13 protein-coding genes are annotated in these 16,484 nt (G+C 47.8%); 9 read left to right on the plus strand and 4 right to left on the minus strand.

From position 1 onward, the window contains the following. Positions 1 to 175: 175 nt before the first annotated feature. A complete protein-coding gene (locus AB432_RS04675; RefSeq protein ID WP_048031253.1) occupies positions 176 to 2,272 on the minus strand; it encodes a sigma-54 interaction domain-containing protein in 2,097 nt (698 codons plus the stop codon). Positions 2,273 to 2,490: 218 nt separating this feature from the next. Here AB432_RS04675 and AB432_RS04680 point away from each other — a divergent pair, with 218 nt between their 5' ends. From AB432_RS04680 to AB432_RS04690, 3 genes are all read left to right on the plus strand, one after another. Then, positions 2,491 to 3,624, plus strand: a complete 1,134-nt coding sequence (locus AB432_RS04680; RefSeq protein WP_048031254.1) for a M20 peptidase aminoacylase family protein — start codon at positions 2,491 to 2,493, stop codon at positions 3,622 to 3,624. A 30-nt stretch (positions 3,625 to 3,654) separates the two neighbouring features. Further along, complete coding sequence (locus AB432_RS04685) at positions 3,655 to 5,067, plus strand: YfcC family protein (RefSeq protein WP_048031255.1); 1,413 nt, start codon at positions 3,655 to 3,657, stop codon at positions 5,065 to 5,067. A gap of 116 nt (positions 5,068 to 5,183) precedes the next feature. Beyond that, the gene (locus AB432_RS04690; RefSeq protein ID WP_048031256.1) at positions 5,184 to 5,387 is read left to right on the plus strand and encodes a hypothetical protein; all 204 of its coding nucleotides are present in this window, start codon (positions 5,184 to 5,186) and stop codon (positions 5,385 to 5,387) included. Between the two features lie 21 nt (positions 5,388 to 5,408). On the opposite strand, the gene AB432_RS04695 is transcribed toward AB432_RS04690, so the two are convergent. Further along, on the minus strand, positions 5,409 to 6,767 hold the full coding sequence (locus AB432_RS04695; protein ID WP_048031257.1) for a TrkH family potassium uptake protein: 1,359 nt from the start codon (positions 6,765 to 6,767) through the stop codon (positions 5,409 to 5,411). A gap of 401 nt (positions 6,768 to 7,168) precedes the next feature. Here AB432_RS04695 and AB432_RS04700 point away from each other — a divergent pair, with 401 nt between their 5' ends. The 5 genes from AB432_RS04700 (at position 7,169) to AB432_RS04720 (ending at position 13,176) form a co-directional block, all read left to right on the plus strand. Further along, entirely contained in the window at positions 7,169 to 8,920 is a 1,752-nt protein-coding gene (locus tag AB432_RS04700) for an ABC transporter ATP-binding protein (protein ID WP_048031258.1), read from the plus strand. Positions 8,921 to 8,924: 4 nt separating this feature from the next. After that, positions 8,925 to 10,982 (plus strand): ABC transporter ATP-binding protein, encoded by a 2,058-nt coding sequence (locus AB432_RS04705; RefSeq protein WP_048031259.1) that lies wholly within the window; start codon positions 8,925 to 8,927, stop codon positions 10,980 to 10,982. Between the two features lie 73 nt (positions 10,983 to 11,055). Further along, positions 11,056 to 11,382: a DUF1904 family protein gene (locus AB432_RS04710; protein ID WP_048031260.1), complete on the plus strand. Its 327-nt coding sequence runs from the start codon at positions 11,056 to 11,058 to the stop codon at positions 11,380 to 11,382. A gap of 248 nt (positions 11,383 to 11,630) precedes the next feature. Continuing rightward, entirely contained in the window at positions 11,631 to 12,203 is a 573-nt protein-coding gene (locus tag AB432_RS04715; protein WP_048031261.1) for an RNA polymerase sigma factor, read from the plus strand. Further along, on the plus strand, positions 12,184 to 13,176 hold the full coding sequence (locus AB432_RS04720) for a hypothetical protein (protein ID WP_048031262.1): 993 nt from the start codon (positions 12,184 to 12,186) through the stop codon (positions 13,174 to 13,176). The genes AB432_RS04715 and AB432_RS04720 overlap by 20 nt, the downstream gene beginning before the upstream one ends. A gap of 62 nt (positions 13,177 to 13,238) precedes the next feature. Here the strand turns inward: AB432_RS04720 and AB432_RS04725 are convergent, their stop codons facing one another. Next, complete coding sequence (locus tag AB432_RS04725; RefSeq protein WP_048031263.1) at positions 13,239 to 14,162, minus strand: DMT family transporter; 924 nt, start codon at positions 14,160 to 14,162, stop codon at positions 13,239 to 13,241. A gap of 112 nt (positions 14,163 to 14,274) precedes the next feature. Between AB432_RS04725 and AB432_RS04730 the strand changes: the two genes are divergently transcribed. Beyond that, complete coding sequence (locus AB432_RS04730; protein WP_048031264.1) at positions 14,275 to 15,702, plus strand: aminotransferase-like domain-containing protein; 1,428 nt, start codon at positions 14,275 to 14,277, stop codon at positions 15,700 to 15,702. Positions 15,703 to 15,750: 48 nt separating this feature from the next. On the opposite strand, the gene AB432_RS04735 is transcribed toward AB432_RS04730, so the two are convergent. Next, the gene (locus tag AB432_RS04735) at positions 15,751 to 16,464 is read right to left on the minus strand and encodes an alpha/beta fold hydrolase (RefSeq protein ID WP_048031265.1); all 714 of its coding nucleotides are present in this window, start codon (positions 16,462 to 16,464) and stop codon (positions 15,751 to 15,753) included. Between the last annotated feature and the right edge of the window lie 20 nt (positions 16,465 to 16,484).

Here is a 16,484-nt window from a genome sequence, read left to right on the forward strand (position 1 = left end):
AAGTAAGCTTCTCGGCTTTAACTAACAAAATGGCTTAAAAAATGAAGATAGCACTGCTATAAAGAAGTACTGCCACATGTTTGGAAGGAGACCGCCCGAACGAAGAGAGGATATAGGCGACTGGAAAACATGTGGCAGGGCTTCGGGCTCCACATTTGTTGGAAGACAACAATAATTACCCCTTCGTAGCAATCAGCAAAGCAGCCAACACCTGCTGCCCAAACGCAGTAATCTGCGTCCCTTGCTTCTTGACCCCGATCAAGACACATCCAGCGCGGTCCAGCACAGTCAGCTTTTGTCTGATTTGGGCTTCAGTCATGGAGGGACTCTCCATTCTCGCGAGCAGGGCACTACGTCCAATACGCTCCTGACGTTTGTAGCAATCGGACAGCACTTGCAGGATCGCTGCGTAATCTCCCAAGGAGCCTTGCCTGGACAAATACCGGATTGTATCTTCCAACGTATCATCTCGGTGAGAGAGAAGTGGCGGAGTAGAGACATGTCCCGCAAAAAAACGCTCCGGCAAATGAGCCAACTCCACCTGATTCCCTTCTGCGATGACGACTGCATAGTGAATGAAATTTTCCAGCTCGCGAATATTGCCTGGCCAATCGTAACGGAGTAGCTGTTCCGTCACTTCCCGTGAGAAGGACAGACGCTGCTTTTTTTTCTGCAAGAAATAATCGATCAGCACCAAAATATCATCGGGACGATCACGCAAGGGCTGGATGTGCAGTGGCAGGACGTTCAGTCTGTAGTACAAATCCTCGCGAAACGTCCCTTTTTTGACCATTTCCATCAGGTTGCAATTCGTAGCGGCGATGACGCGGACGTTGACTGGAATGACGCGATAGCCGCCTACACGCATGACCTGCTTTTCCTGGAGAACACGAAGCAGTGACGCCTGGATGCTAAGCGGGGCATCCCCAATCTCGTCCAGAAAAATAGTCCCGTTGTGAGCTAGCTCGAACAGCCCCATTTTTCCGCCTTTTCGTGCTCCGGTAAAAGAACCTTCCTCGTACCCGAACAATTCGCTTTCTACCAGGCTCTCGGTCAGCCCTGCAAAATTGACGGGGACGAACGGACCGTCACGGCGCGTCGAGTGTTGATGGATGGCTTGGGCAAAAACCTCCTTCCCGGTTCCGTTTTCCCCTGTGATGAGAATCGTAAAGTCGCTTTCGGCCAGCTTGGTCGCGACTCGCTTGTTGGTCTGAATAGACGGGCTTTTGCCGATGATATTGTCAAACGAATACTTGGTCATCAGTCCGAGATTGGCACTCTTCGTCCGGATTTCCTGTTCGATCTGCTGCACCTTCGTCACGTCCTGAAAGGTAATGACAGCGCCAAGAAACTGGTCATCCAAGAACGTGGGGATCTTGGTCACCAAGAGATACAAATCGCGGAACTCCAATACTTGCTTCGTTACTTCCGTGTGTGACTCTACTACCTCCAGAATAAGAAATTCGGGAATGACCTCCGCTACATTTCGCCCGATGCAAGTGGTTTCAGCCATATGCAAAATTTTCTCGGCTTCTTTGTTCAGCACAGTGATATTCCCTGTGGCATCTGTGCCAATGATGCCTTCATGGACGGCATTTAAAATGGAGCTCAGCTTTTCATTCAGCTTCCGTTCATTGTGTACCGAGTTGGTCAGCTTCCGCCCGATATGGACGAAATCACTGATGAAGTCAGCCGTGTACAGATTTGCCTTATCCGGAGACAGATCAAGCAGACGCGAAATATCAAAGATCGTCGTCAAATCCAAAGGGCGGTGGCCCAACTCAATGACGTTTTCAAAATGAGCAGGAATCAGCTCTCTGAGCCCATGACAGACAGCGACATCTATTTGATCTTTTTCAGGAAGTGGAGTCTTGGTATCGGGTACGTACGGCACAAATGTCAGATGAGAGAATCCGAGATGAAACAAGAGCTCAATTGCGCCTTCTACCATTTCGATGGAGTTGGACACGAATAGACAGCGCGTTCCTGGCGGCAAGTCCATGAGTTGATCCAATTTGTTAATGTCAATCGTGCGCCTTGCTAGTAGCACAGGGATATCTGGCGGAGGAACTGGCTGATCGTGCAAGAGACTCGTGTCCGAAACGAGGATGAGATCAACTTCATCGTACACACTCGGGTGAAGCTGTTCTTGCATGTGGTTTCGAATGATGTCCAAGCGGTTACCGAAAAAAGACGTGAGCGTGTTTGCAAATAGCAGGCTGATCGTCTCCAGTCGGGTCATCAACAAGATGCATGGTTTCTGTTTGATCATGATGCGACTCCTTTATATCTGCCGAATAGCTTTTAGATTTGGGTGGAAATATTGGATTAAATATCAACAAAAAACAACCTATATTATAACCTAAAAATCCAGAATTGTTCAGAAATGCTTAACTTTTATAACAATATAGATTTGGCACAAATCTTGCTATACATCCGGTAGAGCAAAAAGAGATACTAGAGAAGACATCAAGGAGGATGATGTATCGGATGAATCCGTTCTTATACTTGGACGAGCATCGCGACGAAATAGTGCGAACATACAAAGATTTGCATCAATTGGCGGAGCCGAGCTGGCACGAGGAAAAAACCGCGAGATATTTGCGAGAGCGCTTGGAGGCGGCGGGTATTGCCGTCACACGCTTCGAGGGGCACCACGGCTTTTATGCAGAGATTCCTGGAGAGAGTGCTGAAATCGTGGCTTTGCGCGCGGATATGGATGCACTCGTGCAGGAAGTGGATGGCGTGGTGAGACCGAATCATTCATGCGGACACGATGCTCACTCGGCACTGGCTCTCTACAGCGCCCTTGCTATTCAAGCAAGCGGAGTGGTGCCGCCGAAAACGATGCGCTTTCTTTTCCAGCCTGCTGAGGAGAAGATGGGTGGAGCCTTGCAGATGATGAAGGATGGCGCCCTGGAAGGCGTGACAAAGCTGATCGGCGTTCATCTGCGCCCGGAAATGGAAGTGCCGTATGGTAGCGCTGCTCCGGCGATTTTGCATGGATCGTCTAGCTCCATCAAAGGGACGATTACAGGTTTGCAAGCTCATGGGGCACGTCCAGCGCTCGGTAAAAATGTCATCGAAGCCGCTTCGTTTTTGGTTACTGCGTTGCAAAATATTCGCTTGCAAGACGGATGCTCTTTTTCCGTGAAGATGACCCAATTGCAAGCAGGGGGAGAAACAGTGAATGTCATCCCTGATCGAGCAACCTTTAGCCTCGATGTACGTGCCCAGTCCAATGAAGGCATGGCAGAATTACGGAGAAAGACCGAGCATGCCATGAGTCAGACAGGGGCTTTGGTGGGCATGGATGTGGAGTGGGAATGGTCGGGAGTCACACCGGCTGCGGTTGCCAATGCGAGTATGATCCAAGTAGCCAAAAAGGCAATTGGGCAAGTGCTGGGTGAGGACAAAATTGCCGATATATGCGTGACACCAGGCGGAGAGGACTTCCATTTTTACGCGATTCACCGCCCTGAGCTGGCTACCACGATGATTGGTCTGGGATGTGGGCTCACACCTGTTCTGCATCATCCACAGATGACCTTTCAGACAGATGCCTTGATTTATGGGGCGAAAATCATGACAGCTGCGATTTATGAAGCAGCCCAACATTCTTAGAGAACCGCTACATACGCAGGGGGTTACCTTATGACAGAGAGCAAGCAACTAAAAAAGAAAAGCTTATTTCGGCTAGACGCCTACGTCCTTTTGTTTTGCATCTTACTTCTATGTGCTTTGGCTACCTATGTGGTCCCGACAGGAGAATTTGACCGTGTAAAAAACGGCAATGTGACGACGGTTGTCCCGGGCAGCTATCATGCAGTGGACCCGAATCCTACGGGCTTCATCGAGTTTTTTACCGCGATCCAGACAGGGATGGTCAAAGGCGCGCCGATCATCTTCCTCGTTTTGTTCACCGGCGGTGCTTTAGCTGTTTTGGATAAGACAGGTGCACTCAACGCAGCGATTCTGACCATGGTCCGAAAATTAGGAAATAGAGAGTGGCTGCTGGTTATTTTGATCACTTCCGTCTTTTCCGTATTGGGTACGTTGGGTGTCATCGTTAACTCTGTTATTGCTTTCGTTCCGCTTGGCATCATGATTGCGAGAGCGATGAAAATGGATTCGATCTTCGGTGTGGCTCTGATTTATTTGGGTGTGTATGCCGGATTCAATACGACAATTGCTTTTCCAGGAACGCTGGGCTTGTCCCAAGAAATTGCAGAGCTGCCACTGTTTTCAGGTATCGGCTACCGCACCATCATTTATGTTACGTTCGTGATTGTAACCATTCTGTACATCGGGCGTTACGCGCGGAAGGTTCGTCAAAACAAGAGTATCTTGGGGGAGGAGCTCTTTCCTTCTGATAATGGTTCAACCACGATGGAAGTAGACACGAAAAATGTTGATTTTACAACCCGTCACAAATTGATTTTGGCGTTTACGGGGATCGTTCTGATTGGATTTATCGTCTGCACGATCTTGTTCAAATGGGACGTAAACGAGATGTCCGGAATCTTTATTTTCATTGCGATCGGAGTAGGTTTGCTCAACAAGATGAGCGGCAACGATATCGCCAAAACATTCTTAAAGGGCTGTCAGGGACTGATTTATGGGGCTTTGATTGTCGGTATGGCACGTGCGGTCACGGTCATTTTGGAAGATGGGAAATTCCTCGATACTATCGTGTACGGGCTTGCTACCATTCTGGAGCCGCTCTCACCGATGGCAGGTGCGATTGGAATGTTCCTCGGAAGCGCCGGGCTGCACTTCTTGATTTCGTCCGGTTCAGGTGAAGCTGTTATGCTGATGCCGTTGCTGGCTCCATTGGCCGACCTGATGGGCATTACGCGCCAGGTAGCCGTAGAGGCTCTGATGCTTGGAGAAGGTGTGGTCAACTGCATTAACCCGACCTCGGGTGTTCTGATGAGTATTTTGGCGATGAGTGGTATTTCCTACGGCAAGTGGCTGAAGTTCATGCTTCCGCTCACAGCGGTATGGACAGTTCTCTCCATCGTGTTTATCGTAATCGGGGTCTTGATTAACTGGGGCCCGTATTAATCCGGCATTTGATGACAAGGAAGGCTTCGCCAACATGACTTGGCGGAGCTTTTTTTTCATGAAAATTCTTCAGACGCATAAACTTTGCAACGACACATCATTTTCGCAGGTAGAAAGTGGGGAAGCTCACCTGGGAGGATAATTACGCTTCGGGTGGAAATTCTGGACTTGGCTCCTATGGCGTGCTGGCTCTTTTTAAAGCAGAAGTGATCAATGAATACATCAAGGAGCAGCAAGTGAAAAGCGTCATTGAATTTGGCTGTGGGGACGGCTCTGCCAGCTTTTTGATTCTAGAAAAAAATCCCCCAACGGCTACATAGCTTTGGGGGATTTCCTTTCCTCTATTGACCAATGATGATGCGTTCTTTCGGATAATGGTAGCGTACGATTCGGTCATTGCGCTTCAAGAAGAGGAGCAAATTGATAATCCCGATACGTCCGATCATCATCGTAATAATCAGGATGAGCTTGCCGCCTATGCCCATCTGACCCGTAATCCCGGTGGACAATCCGGTCGTACCGAAAGCAGAGCAGACCTCGAACAAGACGTACTGGAAAGGTAAATCCTCCAGCCAGACGAGCAGCATGACCGCTGTGAACACCAGGATGATCGCGATGAAAAAGACGATGAAGGAACGCTGAATGTCCTCATCAACCAGCTCTCTTCCGAACACCTTTACTTCCTTGTAGCCACGCATGTTGGCAAAAACAGAGGCAACCAGGACGAAGAACGTCGTGGTTCGTATCCCCCCACCCACGCTGCTCGGGGAGGCGCCGATGAACATCATCCCGGAGAGCATGATGAGTGTTGTAGTCGACAAGAGGCTGATATCCATCGTAGCCAAGCCGCCGCTTCGCGAAGAGACGGAGTGGAACAACGAGTAGAATAACATTTCATGCCAGGTCTTATCGGCCAAAAACTGATTTCGTTCAAAAACGAAAATGAGCAGGGCGCCAACAGCGATCAAGGAAAAGAACGTCAGTGTCGTAATCTTGGTGAAGAGCGAAAAGGTGAAACGCACTTTTGCACGGCGATAGGAAAAGTACGTTCTCAGCTCTACGAGTACGGGAAATCCGATCGCTCCACAAATAATCAAGATCATCACGATAGTCTGAAACACGTAATCGTGGGTAAAGTCGAGCATGGAATTTCCGTGCAGGTCAAACCCGGCATTCGTAAAAGCACTGACAGATGCAAAGTAGCCGTGGTAGAACGCGGTGTACCAATCGTCGTAGTAGCCGGCGTAAATAAAATGACTGCCTAACAGGATGGTTCCCACCAGCTCGATCAAGAGCGCAATCACGAGAATATTGCGCATCAGGTCGACCAGACCGGACAATGTGGAGCGGTTGTGGTCCGTCGCGATCCAGATGCGCTGCTCCAGACCGATTTTTTGACCCATGAGGATCCAGATGAACGTTCCGAGTGTCATGATTCCGACCCCGCCAACCTGGAAGAGCAACGTAAGAAAGAGAATCCCCCATTGGTTGAAAACCTCATGAATCGTAATGACAGTAAGCCCGGTAACGCTGATGGCACTTGCCGCGGTAAATAAAGAGTCAATAAATGAAAGAGAGACTCCCGGCAAGTGAAAAAACGGCAATGACAGAAGAAACGCTGAGATCAGGATGAGCCCAACGTAGGCGAACACGATGATTTGAACAGATGTCAATCGACGCTTTTGATTGGATGATAACAAAATAAATGGCCTCCTGAATAAGCTTCATGAGGATAATCATACCAAATAAATGAAGGGAAGCAAAAGCGCGGAAAAGATCAGTTGACAATGTATCCGCAAGAGTGGTAAAGTTCAGAATGTATTTATTGGAAATTCAAAATATTAATAGAAAGGTGGGCTAGTCATGAAAAGAATTGTACGCATGGGTCATTCATACAAGGGCATACATGGCGTAACCCCACCATTGATACGAGCGTAGTATCGTTTTTTTGATCTCGTTAACATGGCGTAGGTTACCTATTTCGTAACTTGCGCCTTTTCTATTTTTGTTGAGGAAAAGGCATGTTGCTCACGGGCGATATGTCTTTTTTTGGCCTCTTTAAAAGGTCACCCATCCAGCTAAAGAGAGGGGAGAAACACGGATGTTCTCAGTTTTGACAAAGCTTGATTGGTTTTTCAAGGAGCATTGGAAACGTTATACGGTCGCTATTCTGCTATTGATTCTGGGCGGCCTACTGGAGATTATCCCTCCAAAAATCATCGGGGTGGCTATTGATGAGATTCACCTGGGCACGCTGACTGGCGAGCGGCTGGTATCCATTTTGCTGTTTTTCGGTGTATTGTCTGTCGCGATTTATTGGGTCAATTTTATCTGGATTCGCAAGCTGTTTGGGGGAGCGTTTCTGGCGGAGCGGACGTTACGGTCGAAGCTCATGACGCATTTTTTGCGGATGACGCCAACGTTTTATCAGCGTAATCGGACGGGAGATTTGATGGCGCGAGCGACAAATGACCTCAAGGCTGTCTCGATGACGACAGGCTTCGGAATTTTGACGATGGTGGATTCGCTATCCTTTACAGGGGCGATTGTGCTGACAATGGGCTTCTTGATCAGTTGGAAGCTGACCTTAGCGGCAATCCTTCCATTGCCGTTCATGGCTTATATCATCAAGCAATATGGGAAGAAAATTCACGAGCGTTTTTCTACCGCACAAACATCGTTCGGTGAGCTGAACGACCGCGTGCTGGAATCCGTCTCTGGGGTTCGCGTTATTCGAGCCTACGTACAGGAAATGGCGGATCAGGAGCGCTTTCGCCAAAAAACACATGAAGTGTACCAAAAAAATATCGATGTGGCGAGAATCGATTCGTTAATTGAGCCAACCGTCAAAATATTGGTTGGAATCAGTTATATGATCGGCTTGATCTACGGTGGATACCTCGTGTTCCAAAGAGAACTGACCTTGGGAGAGCTGGTCTCGTTCAACGTCTATCTCGGGATGCTCATTTGGCCGATGTTTGCGATTGGTGAATTGATCAATGTGATGCAAAGAGGAAGTGCCTCGCTGGATCGGGTCAATGAAACCTTGGCGTACGAAGCCGATGTGACAGATCACGACAGTCCGGTACATGTGGCAGTTCCAGAAGTCATTCGGTTCGATTCCGTGACATTCCGCTATCCATCAGCGCAGATTGACCAGCTAGTAGATGTCTCCTTTACTCTTGGGCGGGGGCAGACGCTAGGAATCGTCGGGCGTACGGGAAGCGGGAAATCCACGCTGGTGCGACAACTGCTTCGTGAATATCCAGTTGGACGGGGAGCCATCAGTGTTTCGGGAGAGGCGCTAGAACAGATTAGTCTGGATAACATCAAGAGCTGGATCGGCTATGTACCCCAAGAGCAGATTCTGTTCTCGAAGACAGTCCGTGAAAACATCCTGTTCGGGAACAACGAGGCAACAGAAGAAGAATTACAGGAAGTGTTGAAGCAGGCCGCATTTGCTCGGGATGTGCAGCTATTGCCCGAAGGCTTGCAAACGCTCGTTGGTGAAAAAGGCGTAGCCCTTTCAGGTGGGCAAAAACAGCGGGTCTCAATTGCTCGGGCTCTTTTGGTCAATCCGGAAATATTGATTCTCGATGATGCCATGTCAGCGGTGGATGGCAAAACCGAAGCAGAGATGATCGCGAATATTCGTCGGGAGCGGGCAGGCAAAACAACACTGATCACTACACATCGTTTAACGGCCGTCCAGCATGCAGATTGGATTCTCGTCATAGACGAAGGACGAATCGTCGAGGAAGGTACACATGCACAGCTATTGGAGCTGGGCGGTTGGTATAAAGAACAATTCGAGAAACAGCAGATTGAAGCGACGCTGACAGAAAGCGGGTGAATGAATGACGACAGGGAAACGGCTAGTCCACTATGCAGCGATTTTTAAAAAGACGATCCTCTTGGCGGTATTGATGTTGTCCATCTCGGTTGGGGCAGAACTGACAGGACCGTTTTTGGCGAAAAAAATGATCGATACGCACATCATGGGCATTGAATTCCCTTGGTATGAGACGGCACAGGGTGAGGATTCCGTGCTGTACAAAGGGAAGTATTACACCAGACAGGATCACTTGGCAGCAGGTGAGAGCACAGGTGGGGAAGTTCGTGTTCTACAGGTGGGGCGCGACTATTATTTCTTGAATCAGGCGATATCGTATGATGGGCAGCGCTCTGTTGAGAATGGGAAGCTCGTCATTGTCAAAGGTACGGATCGAGCAGAGTATTCAGCGACGCTCCTAAGCAATCAGGAGATTTTCGAATTTTTCCGGCCAGAGACAAACGGCTTGCTCATGCTGGCTGCCCTTTATTTCGGATTATTGGTAGTTGCCTCGCTTTTCCATTATGGACAAAAGTTCTTATGGCAAAAATCGGCGAATCAGGTCATCGAGAGACTGCGTATTGATGTGTTCGCGCATATTCAACGATTACCTATTCAATATTTCGATCATCTCCCTGCCGGGAAGGTGGTTGCTCGTGTCACAAACGATACGGAGGCAATCCGTGAGCTGTTTACGAATGTTCTCGGCAACTTTATTACGAGCGGGATTTATTTAATCGGGATTTTCTCGGCGCTGTTTTTGCTTGATGTACGACTCGCGCTCGTTTGTCTGGTCATTTTGCCAATCATGGTCGTGTGGATTTACTTGTACCGCAAGTACGCTTCTGCATTCAACCATGTCATTCGGGCACGCATCAGCGACATCAACGGGATGATTAACGAGTCGATCCAAGGGATGCCGATTATTCAGGCGTTTCGCCGGGAAAAGGAAACGATGCGGGAATTCGGCGAACTGAACGAAGAGCTGTTCACCTACCAAAATAAAATGCTGCGGCTCAATGCGACCGCTTCGTTTAACCTTGTTCAGTTCATCCGCAATATCGCGTTTGTTTTGTTCATCTGGTATTTCGGCGGGGCATCCCTCGGGATAGGTACACTGCTCTCGCTGGGTGTCCTCTACGCATTTGTCGATTATCTCAATCGCTTGTTCCAGCCGATGACACAGATCGTCAACCAGTTGGCGAACCTGGAGCAATCTCTTGTCGCGGCGTCGCGAGTGTTTGAACTGCTGGATGAAGAGGGCATTGACGTTGATTCTGCAAAAGTACCTTGTTATCAAGGGAATGTTCGCTTTGACGATGTTTCTTTTGCCTACAAAGACGATCAATACGTGCTGAAAAACATCTCATTCGAAGCATGGCCAGGTGAGACAGTGGCACTGGTTGGTCACACGGGCTCGGGAAAAAGCTCGATTATCAATCTGTTACTCCGCTTCTATGATGTAAACAGTGGAGCGATTATGATTGACGGGCGCAATGTGCAGTCGTTTTCCAAGCAGCAGCTTCGCCAGCACATGGCCATTGTTTTACAGGACCCGTTTTTATTTACAGGAACGATTCGTTCCAATGTGAGTCTCGATGATCCGTCGATTTCGCCGGAAAAAGTGGAGAAAGCCTTGTGCGATGTAGGGGCAGACCAACTGTTCCGCAGCCTCCCGCAAGGATTCGATGAACCTGTTATCGAGAAGGGCAGCACGCTTTCCCTCGGACAGCGTCAGTTGATTTCGTTTGCACGTGCTCTCGCATTTGACCCGGCTATCCTCATTCTGGATGAAGCGACTGCCAGCATCGACACGGAAACAGAGGGCATTATTCAAAATGCGCTTGAGGTGTTGAAAAAAGGAAGAACGACCTTCATCATTGCTCATCGCCTGTCTACGATCAAAAATGCGGATCAAATTCTCGTACTGGATCGAGGCACAATTGTAGAGCGAGGAAAGCATGAAGACTTGATGGAGAAGCAAGGCAGGTACTATCAGATGTATCAAATGCAGCAAGGGAACAAAGAAGTGCGAGTGCAAGAGGCCGTACACAAGCAAGGAAGTGCCCCGGCGCTGACCTAGTTTTTTCTACTCTTTTTGCCTCTTGAACGGTAAGATAGAGCATAGAAGTATGGACTTTTCAGGAGGGATTATCATGCCACATCTTATCGTTCGAGGCATTCAAGCTGAACAAATGGCTACGATTAGCGAACCGCTTGCAGTGGAGCTTGCTGCACTCTGCCAATGCGGCACAGACAATTTTACGATCGAATGCTTGCATACCATAGGCGTTTTTGGCGGGAAGATCGTGGAGTCGTTTCCTTTTATCGAAGTAGCATGGTTCGAGCGGGGGCAAGAAGTTCGTGACCAGTTCGCCCAGATTGTAACGAAGCATGTCTTATCTCTTGGTATCCCAGAAGTGGAAATGGCATTTGTCGCTTATCAAAAAGAAAGCTATTATGCCAACGGAGAGCATTTCTAAAGAGAAGCCGACAGGTGCTGTCGATTTCCCGGGAAAGAATCAAGACATTCGACAGGCGTACAGACAAATAAATGAATACAAGCATGGAATGAGGGTGTTCCTTTCGTAAGTACGAGGTTTTTCGTGCGAGACGGGTGGAACACTCTTTTTATTTCGAGCGAATTTTGCTCCTATAGCCAAAAATTTCTAAAATAGGTGTCACAAATGAAAGTTTTTAATTGTTATTCATAGTGAGGGGAGGGCAAACAGTGGAAAAAACAGAGATAGAGCGCCTGCTGATCGAAATAAAAGCCGGTTCTCTTGAGCAATACGAAATCATTATCGATTACTATCAACAACCAATCTTTACATACTGCTATCACATGCTCGGTCACCGTCAAGATGCAGAAGACGCTGTCCAGGAAGTCCTGTTTCGTGCCTACGAGCATCTTGACCAGTATACGTACTCGCTGTCATTTTCCGCATGGCTGTACCGAATCGCTTACAACCATTGTGCGAATGTGTTAAAGCGCAGGAAATTAAGCCGCGTGTTGCCCTTTTTGTACAACCGGGATCAGGATGGACGTAATTATGTCGAGGAGAGCATCGACAGCAACTATTTCGGGGAGCCGCTCGAACGCATCTGGAAACGACTGTCCGCGGAAGAACGCACACTCATTTTCTTGCGTGTGCTAGAGGAAAAAGAGTACGAGGAAATTGCGGAGCTAATGGACAAAAAGCCTGCGTCGCTGCGCAAACAATTCGAACGCGTTTTAAAAAAGTGCAAACGTTATTTGCCAACGATGGAAGGGGTGGCCGCTAATGGACAAAAATCCGTTTAAAGGCATGCATGACATGCTGAGTGCAAAGCCAGTCCCGAAAGTCGATGTCAAACATAAAGTCATGGCAGCGATTCGTACCAAGGAAAACAAGGAGGAAAGAGTCGTGAAAAAGAAAATTGGTTTGCTGGTCACTGTAGGTATGCTGGTTGGAGCGTCTTCCGTATGGGCGGGAGTAGAAATGATTCAATTGAAAAATGAGAAAGGCGAAGTGGTTTACGAGCTATCTAATCATACCGATCAAGAACAACAGAAATTGATTCAGCAATTGCCTCCAGAGGAACAAGCGAAAATGGAACAGAGGCAGAAAAGGAGCGAGTATAAGAGTGAGGTTATAACAGAAATCATGCATGGACTGAAGCCTGGAACCTCTGCCGCTATTTACTGGAAGCCGACAAAAGAAGAGGAAGAAGAACAAAAAAATACTACCTATATAAGAAAACAACATCCGGATATTACGGTCGTATCTAGCCCGATCATGTACAAAACGTGGAAGGATATGGAGCCAATTGTAGGGAAGATGTTTACGCTCCCAATTGAGCTTGCAGGGGGCTTCCGTTTCCAAGAAGGCGAAGTAAACTATGAGGAAAACTACGAATACAAAGTCGATGTGGAAGCATTAAAGGCAAAAGCTAGCAAAGACAACAAGGAATACGCTTTTACAGAAATTCCGGTAAGCAACAAGTATGACTATACCAGTGTTGCCTATCAGTCTGAGAAAGGCAGAGTCAGGGTAGAGGTAAGAATCGTCGAAGAAGGTGGAGCAGGAACGAACGCAGAGGCAATTGAAAAAGTCATGCTTGGCAACAATGAAGCGGTTCTCATGACGCATACGTCTGGAAAAGGCGAAAATTCCTATTGGATCGTCTGGGTGAAAAATGGAACAAAACTGGAGTACTCTGTTCGTGCTGCTGAGAAAGTGGCATCCAAAGATGAGCTGATCAAAATCGCCAAGCAGATCAACGAAACCAAATAACGATAAGCGAATAGAGGAGTCCCACAAAGCACTAGGCTTTCTTGTGGGACTCTCTTTTATTGTTAATGACTGATGTCACTTAGCTTGTTTGCCTTTTTGCCCATCAACTGCTTCAAGCCATCCCTATTAATCAGGATAATGCCGACAATAATCGTAATTCCCCCTGCCAACGACAGGAGATAAAGTGGCTCATTGTACAGGATGACGCCGAGGCTTAAGGCAATCAATGGAGAGATATAGAGCCACGTGGATGGAAACACAGGGTTGGTCTTGGCCACGAGCCAATAGAAAATGGTGTGCCCCATCATGGAACCAACGACGATCAAGTACAGGAGCGAGAGGATCGCATTAGCCGAGAGCATCGATTCGATATGCACTTGCTCTGTGAACAGAGATAATACAAGCAGCATGGCTCCTCCATACATCATCTGAGCTGCATTCAAAGCGATGGGGGATGTATCTTGAAACCGCTGGATGACGCTACGGGAGTAAACAGCACCAGCAGAATAAAAGATTTGTCCGAATAAGACCGCCATGCATCCAGCGAGCCACAGGAGACTGAATGAGATGGTCACACCGGGTAAAATCAGCAAGACGACACCGGTAAAGGCAACCAAGCAACCCGCCCACGAAATACCGGGGAGCTTTTGCCGAGTAATACCTGTCTGAAGCAGCATCACCATGAGAGGGGCTGTTGCAGATAATATCGCTGCAATTCCTGAACTGACATGCTGCTCCGCCCAATACAAGGGGGCAAATGTCCCAAACGTCAAACCGATACTAGTAAGAAACATTTCTTTATGAAGTAGAAGGGATAGGCGCGCCTGTTTTTTCCAGAGCATAAATGAAAACAAAATGACACCTGCCAGAAAGAACCGAAGTCCTCCTGAGAAAAACGGCGGCGCTCCGGCATCAATCCCGACTTTGATTGCCAGAAAAGTCGTTCCGAATATCAAGCACATGACCATATAGTTGAGTAGTACCATTATGATTCCTCCCTTTTCCTCATCATAACGGAAAGGGAATAGAACAGATGAAATCGAATAGAACAGATGCGAAGATCAATCCATTATCATGGGGGAAAGGGGGGGAGCTTGCATGAAAAGGGAGGCTCTTTCAAACAGCCATTCTGATAAGCTGTTCGAGCAAGTGTATGAATATCTTCTGGACCGAATCAGACGCGAAGAGTGGAGGGCACATGAAAAGCTCCCATCTGTTCGAACGCTGGCGTTGGAATTACATGTGCATCGCCTGACGGTTTTTAAAGCATTTCAATTATTAAAGCAAAACCGCCACGTGTATGTGAAGGATAAGTCGGGGTATTATGTACAACCGAGCAGCCTGCTACCAGTGGAGTCGATGGATGATCCAATCGTTTCTGCCTATGTGCACAAGAGCCACCTTTCGGAAATTCATCAGGTGCAGGCGACCTATCAATTTTCCAAAGCATTAATCGAGCCGAATTTATTGCCAAATCATTACTTTTCGGAGTACGTGAAGAAAGTGTTTGATCTGTATCCAAAGGTGCTGGGGACCTACTCAACTACACAGGGAGATCAGGAGCTGCGGGAAGCACTGTGCAGCTATTATGTCAGCCGTTATCATTTTCACCTGTCACCCGATGAGCTGATGATTACATCCGGTTCGCAGGAAGCGATTGATTTGGTTGCCAGAGTCCTTGTAAAGCCGCGTGATGTCGTGTTGCTGGAGAGACCCACTTACAGTCCTGCCATTGATGTCTTCAGAAGACAGGGCGCCAATATGATTCCCATCGAGATTACGCCGCATGGATATGATTTGGAGCAGGTTGAACTGTTGATGCAAAAAGAAAAACCGCGTTTGTTTTATCTCAATCCGACCTTTCACAATCCGACGGGCTATACGGTTCCCGCTGAACAGCGGAAGAGACTGGTGGAGCTCGCTGCGAAGTATCAGTGCCTGATCGTAGAGGATGATCCGTGCCGCGATATTTACTTTGGTGATGAGCCCCCACTGCCGTTTTTTTCTTATGACACGGCGGGCTATGTCATCTATCTGCGCAGCTTTAGCAAGTACATCGCTCCGGGGTTGAGTATTGCGACTGTGGCATGCCGTCCATCTATTATGAAGTATTTGATTCAAGCGAAATCACTGTCCGACAGTGGAGCGCCCCTGTTGAATCAAAAGATTTTTTTGCATTATTTCTTCTCCGAAAGAATGCAGCAGCATTTGGCGAAGCTGCGGATTGCATTGGCCATTCGCCGGGATATCATAGAGGAAGAGCTAACAGTGACCGACTGGGAGTGGTCCAGCCCACCAGGAGGCTTTAATTTATGGGTGAAGCTGCCTGATTCCATCCCCATGGAAAGTCTTCTGGCCAAATGCATAGAGCAATCGATTACGTTTGTGCCCGGCGCGATCTGTGACCCACAGCGAGAATTAAGTTCTTGGATACGCATCAGTTATTCTTATTTGAATGAACAACAACTGCGGGATGGATTGCAAAGGCTCATCCGTACGGTTCGCCTGTTGGATATAAAGGAATGAAGAAAAGGCTGCCGACATGATGGTCGACAGCCTTTCTTTTTGGTTATTTTATGATTTGCTTACTTGATCGAGGTGATTTACCAGCTCTTCTGTTTTGGACAAGAAAGGCGCATGATCGGCTTCCAGTGTAATGACTTTGCTGCAAGGTGTTTCTGTATTCATTCTGCGTTGAAAATCGATTGGAATTGCGTTGTCTAATGTGGTTTCGATATAGATGCGATCAACGCTTCCGAATTTCTCTTCCGTAATTTGTACTGGTTGTGTAAACGGAGCCAGCGCTTGTGGACGGCAACGCTTCATCGAAGACAGTCGCAATGCATCGTCCTCTACCACATTGAAAAATGTTTGCTCCACAGTCTCAGGTTTAGGAACGAGCGTCATGTCTTCCTCATTTAACGTAAATTGCGGTCCCTTTTCTCCTTCTGACTTCCCTACGAGACTTTCCCCGTTTTTCGGCAAGAAAGCACAAAGATAAACGAGTTTCTCGATCTTATCGTGTACATGCTCGGCTGTTTGTGTAATGACGAGTCCTCCCATGCTGTGTCCGACAAGAATTACTTTTTCTTTTTGCTGCTTAATCAGGTTGGCTACTTTCTCTACATATAAATCCAAGGTTACTTCTTGTGGAGGGGTCATATCTTGTCCACTTCCCGGCAAGTCCATTGTTACAACCTTGTGTCCCAATGATTCCAGCTCAGGCTTTACCAGTTCCCATACCCATTCTCCCTGCCATGCTCCATGAACCAAAACATAAGTACTCATCCACATACAGCCCCTTTGTT

The sequence above is a fragment of the Brevibacillus brevis genome (genome assembly GCF_001039275.2).
GTDB classification, from domain to species: domain Bacteria; phylum Bacillota; class Bacilli; order Brevibacillales; family Brevibacillaceae; genus Brevibacillus; species Brevibacillus brevis_C.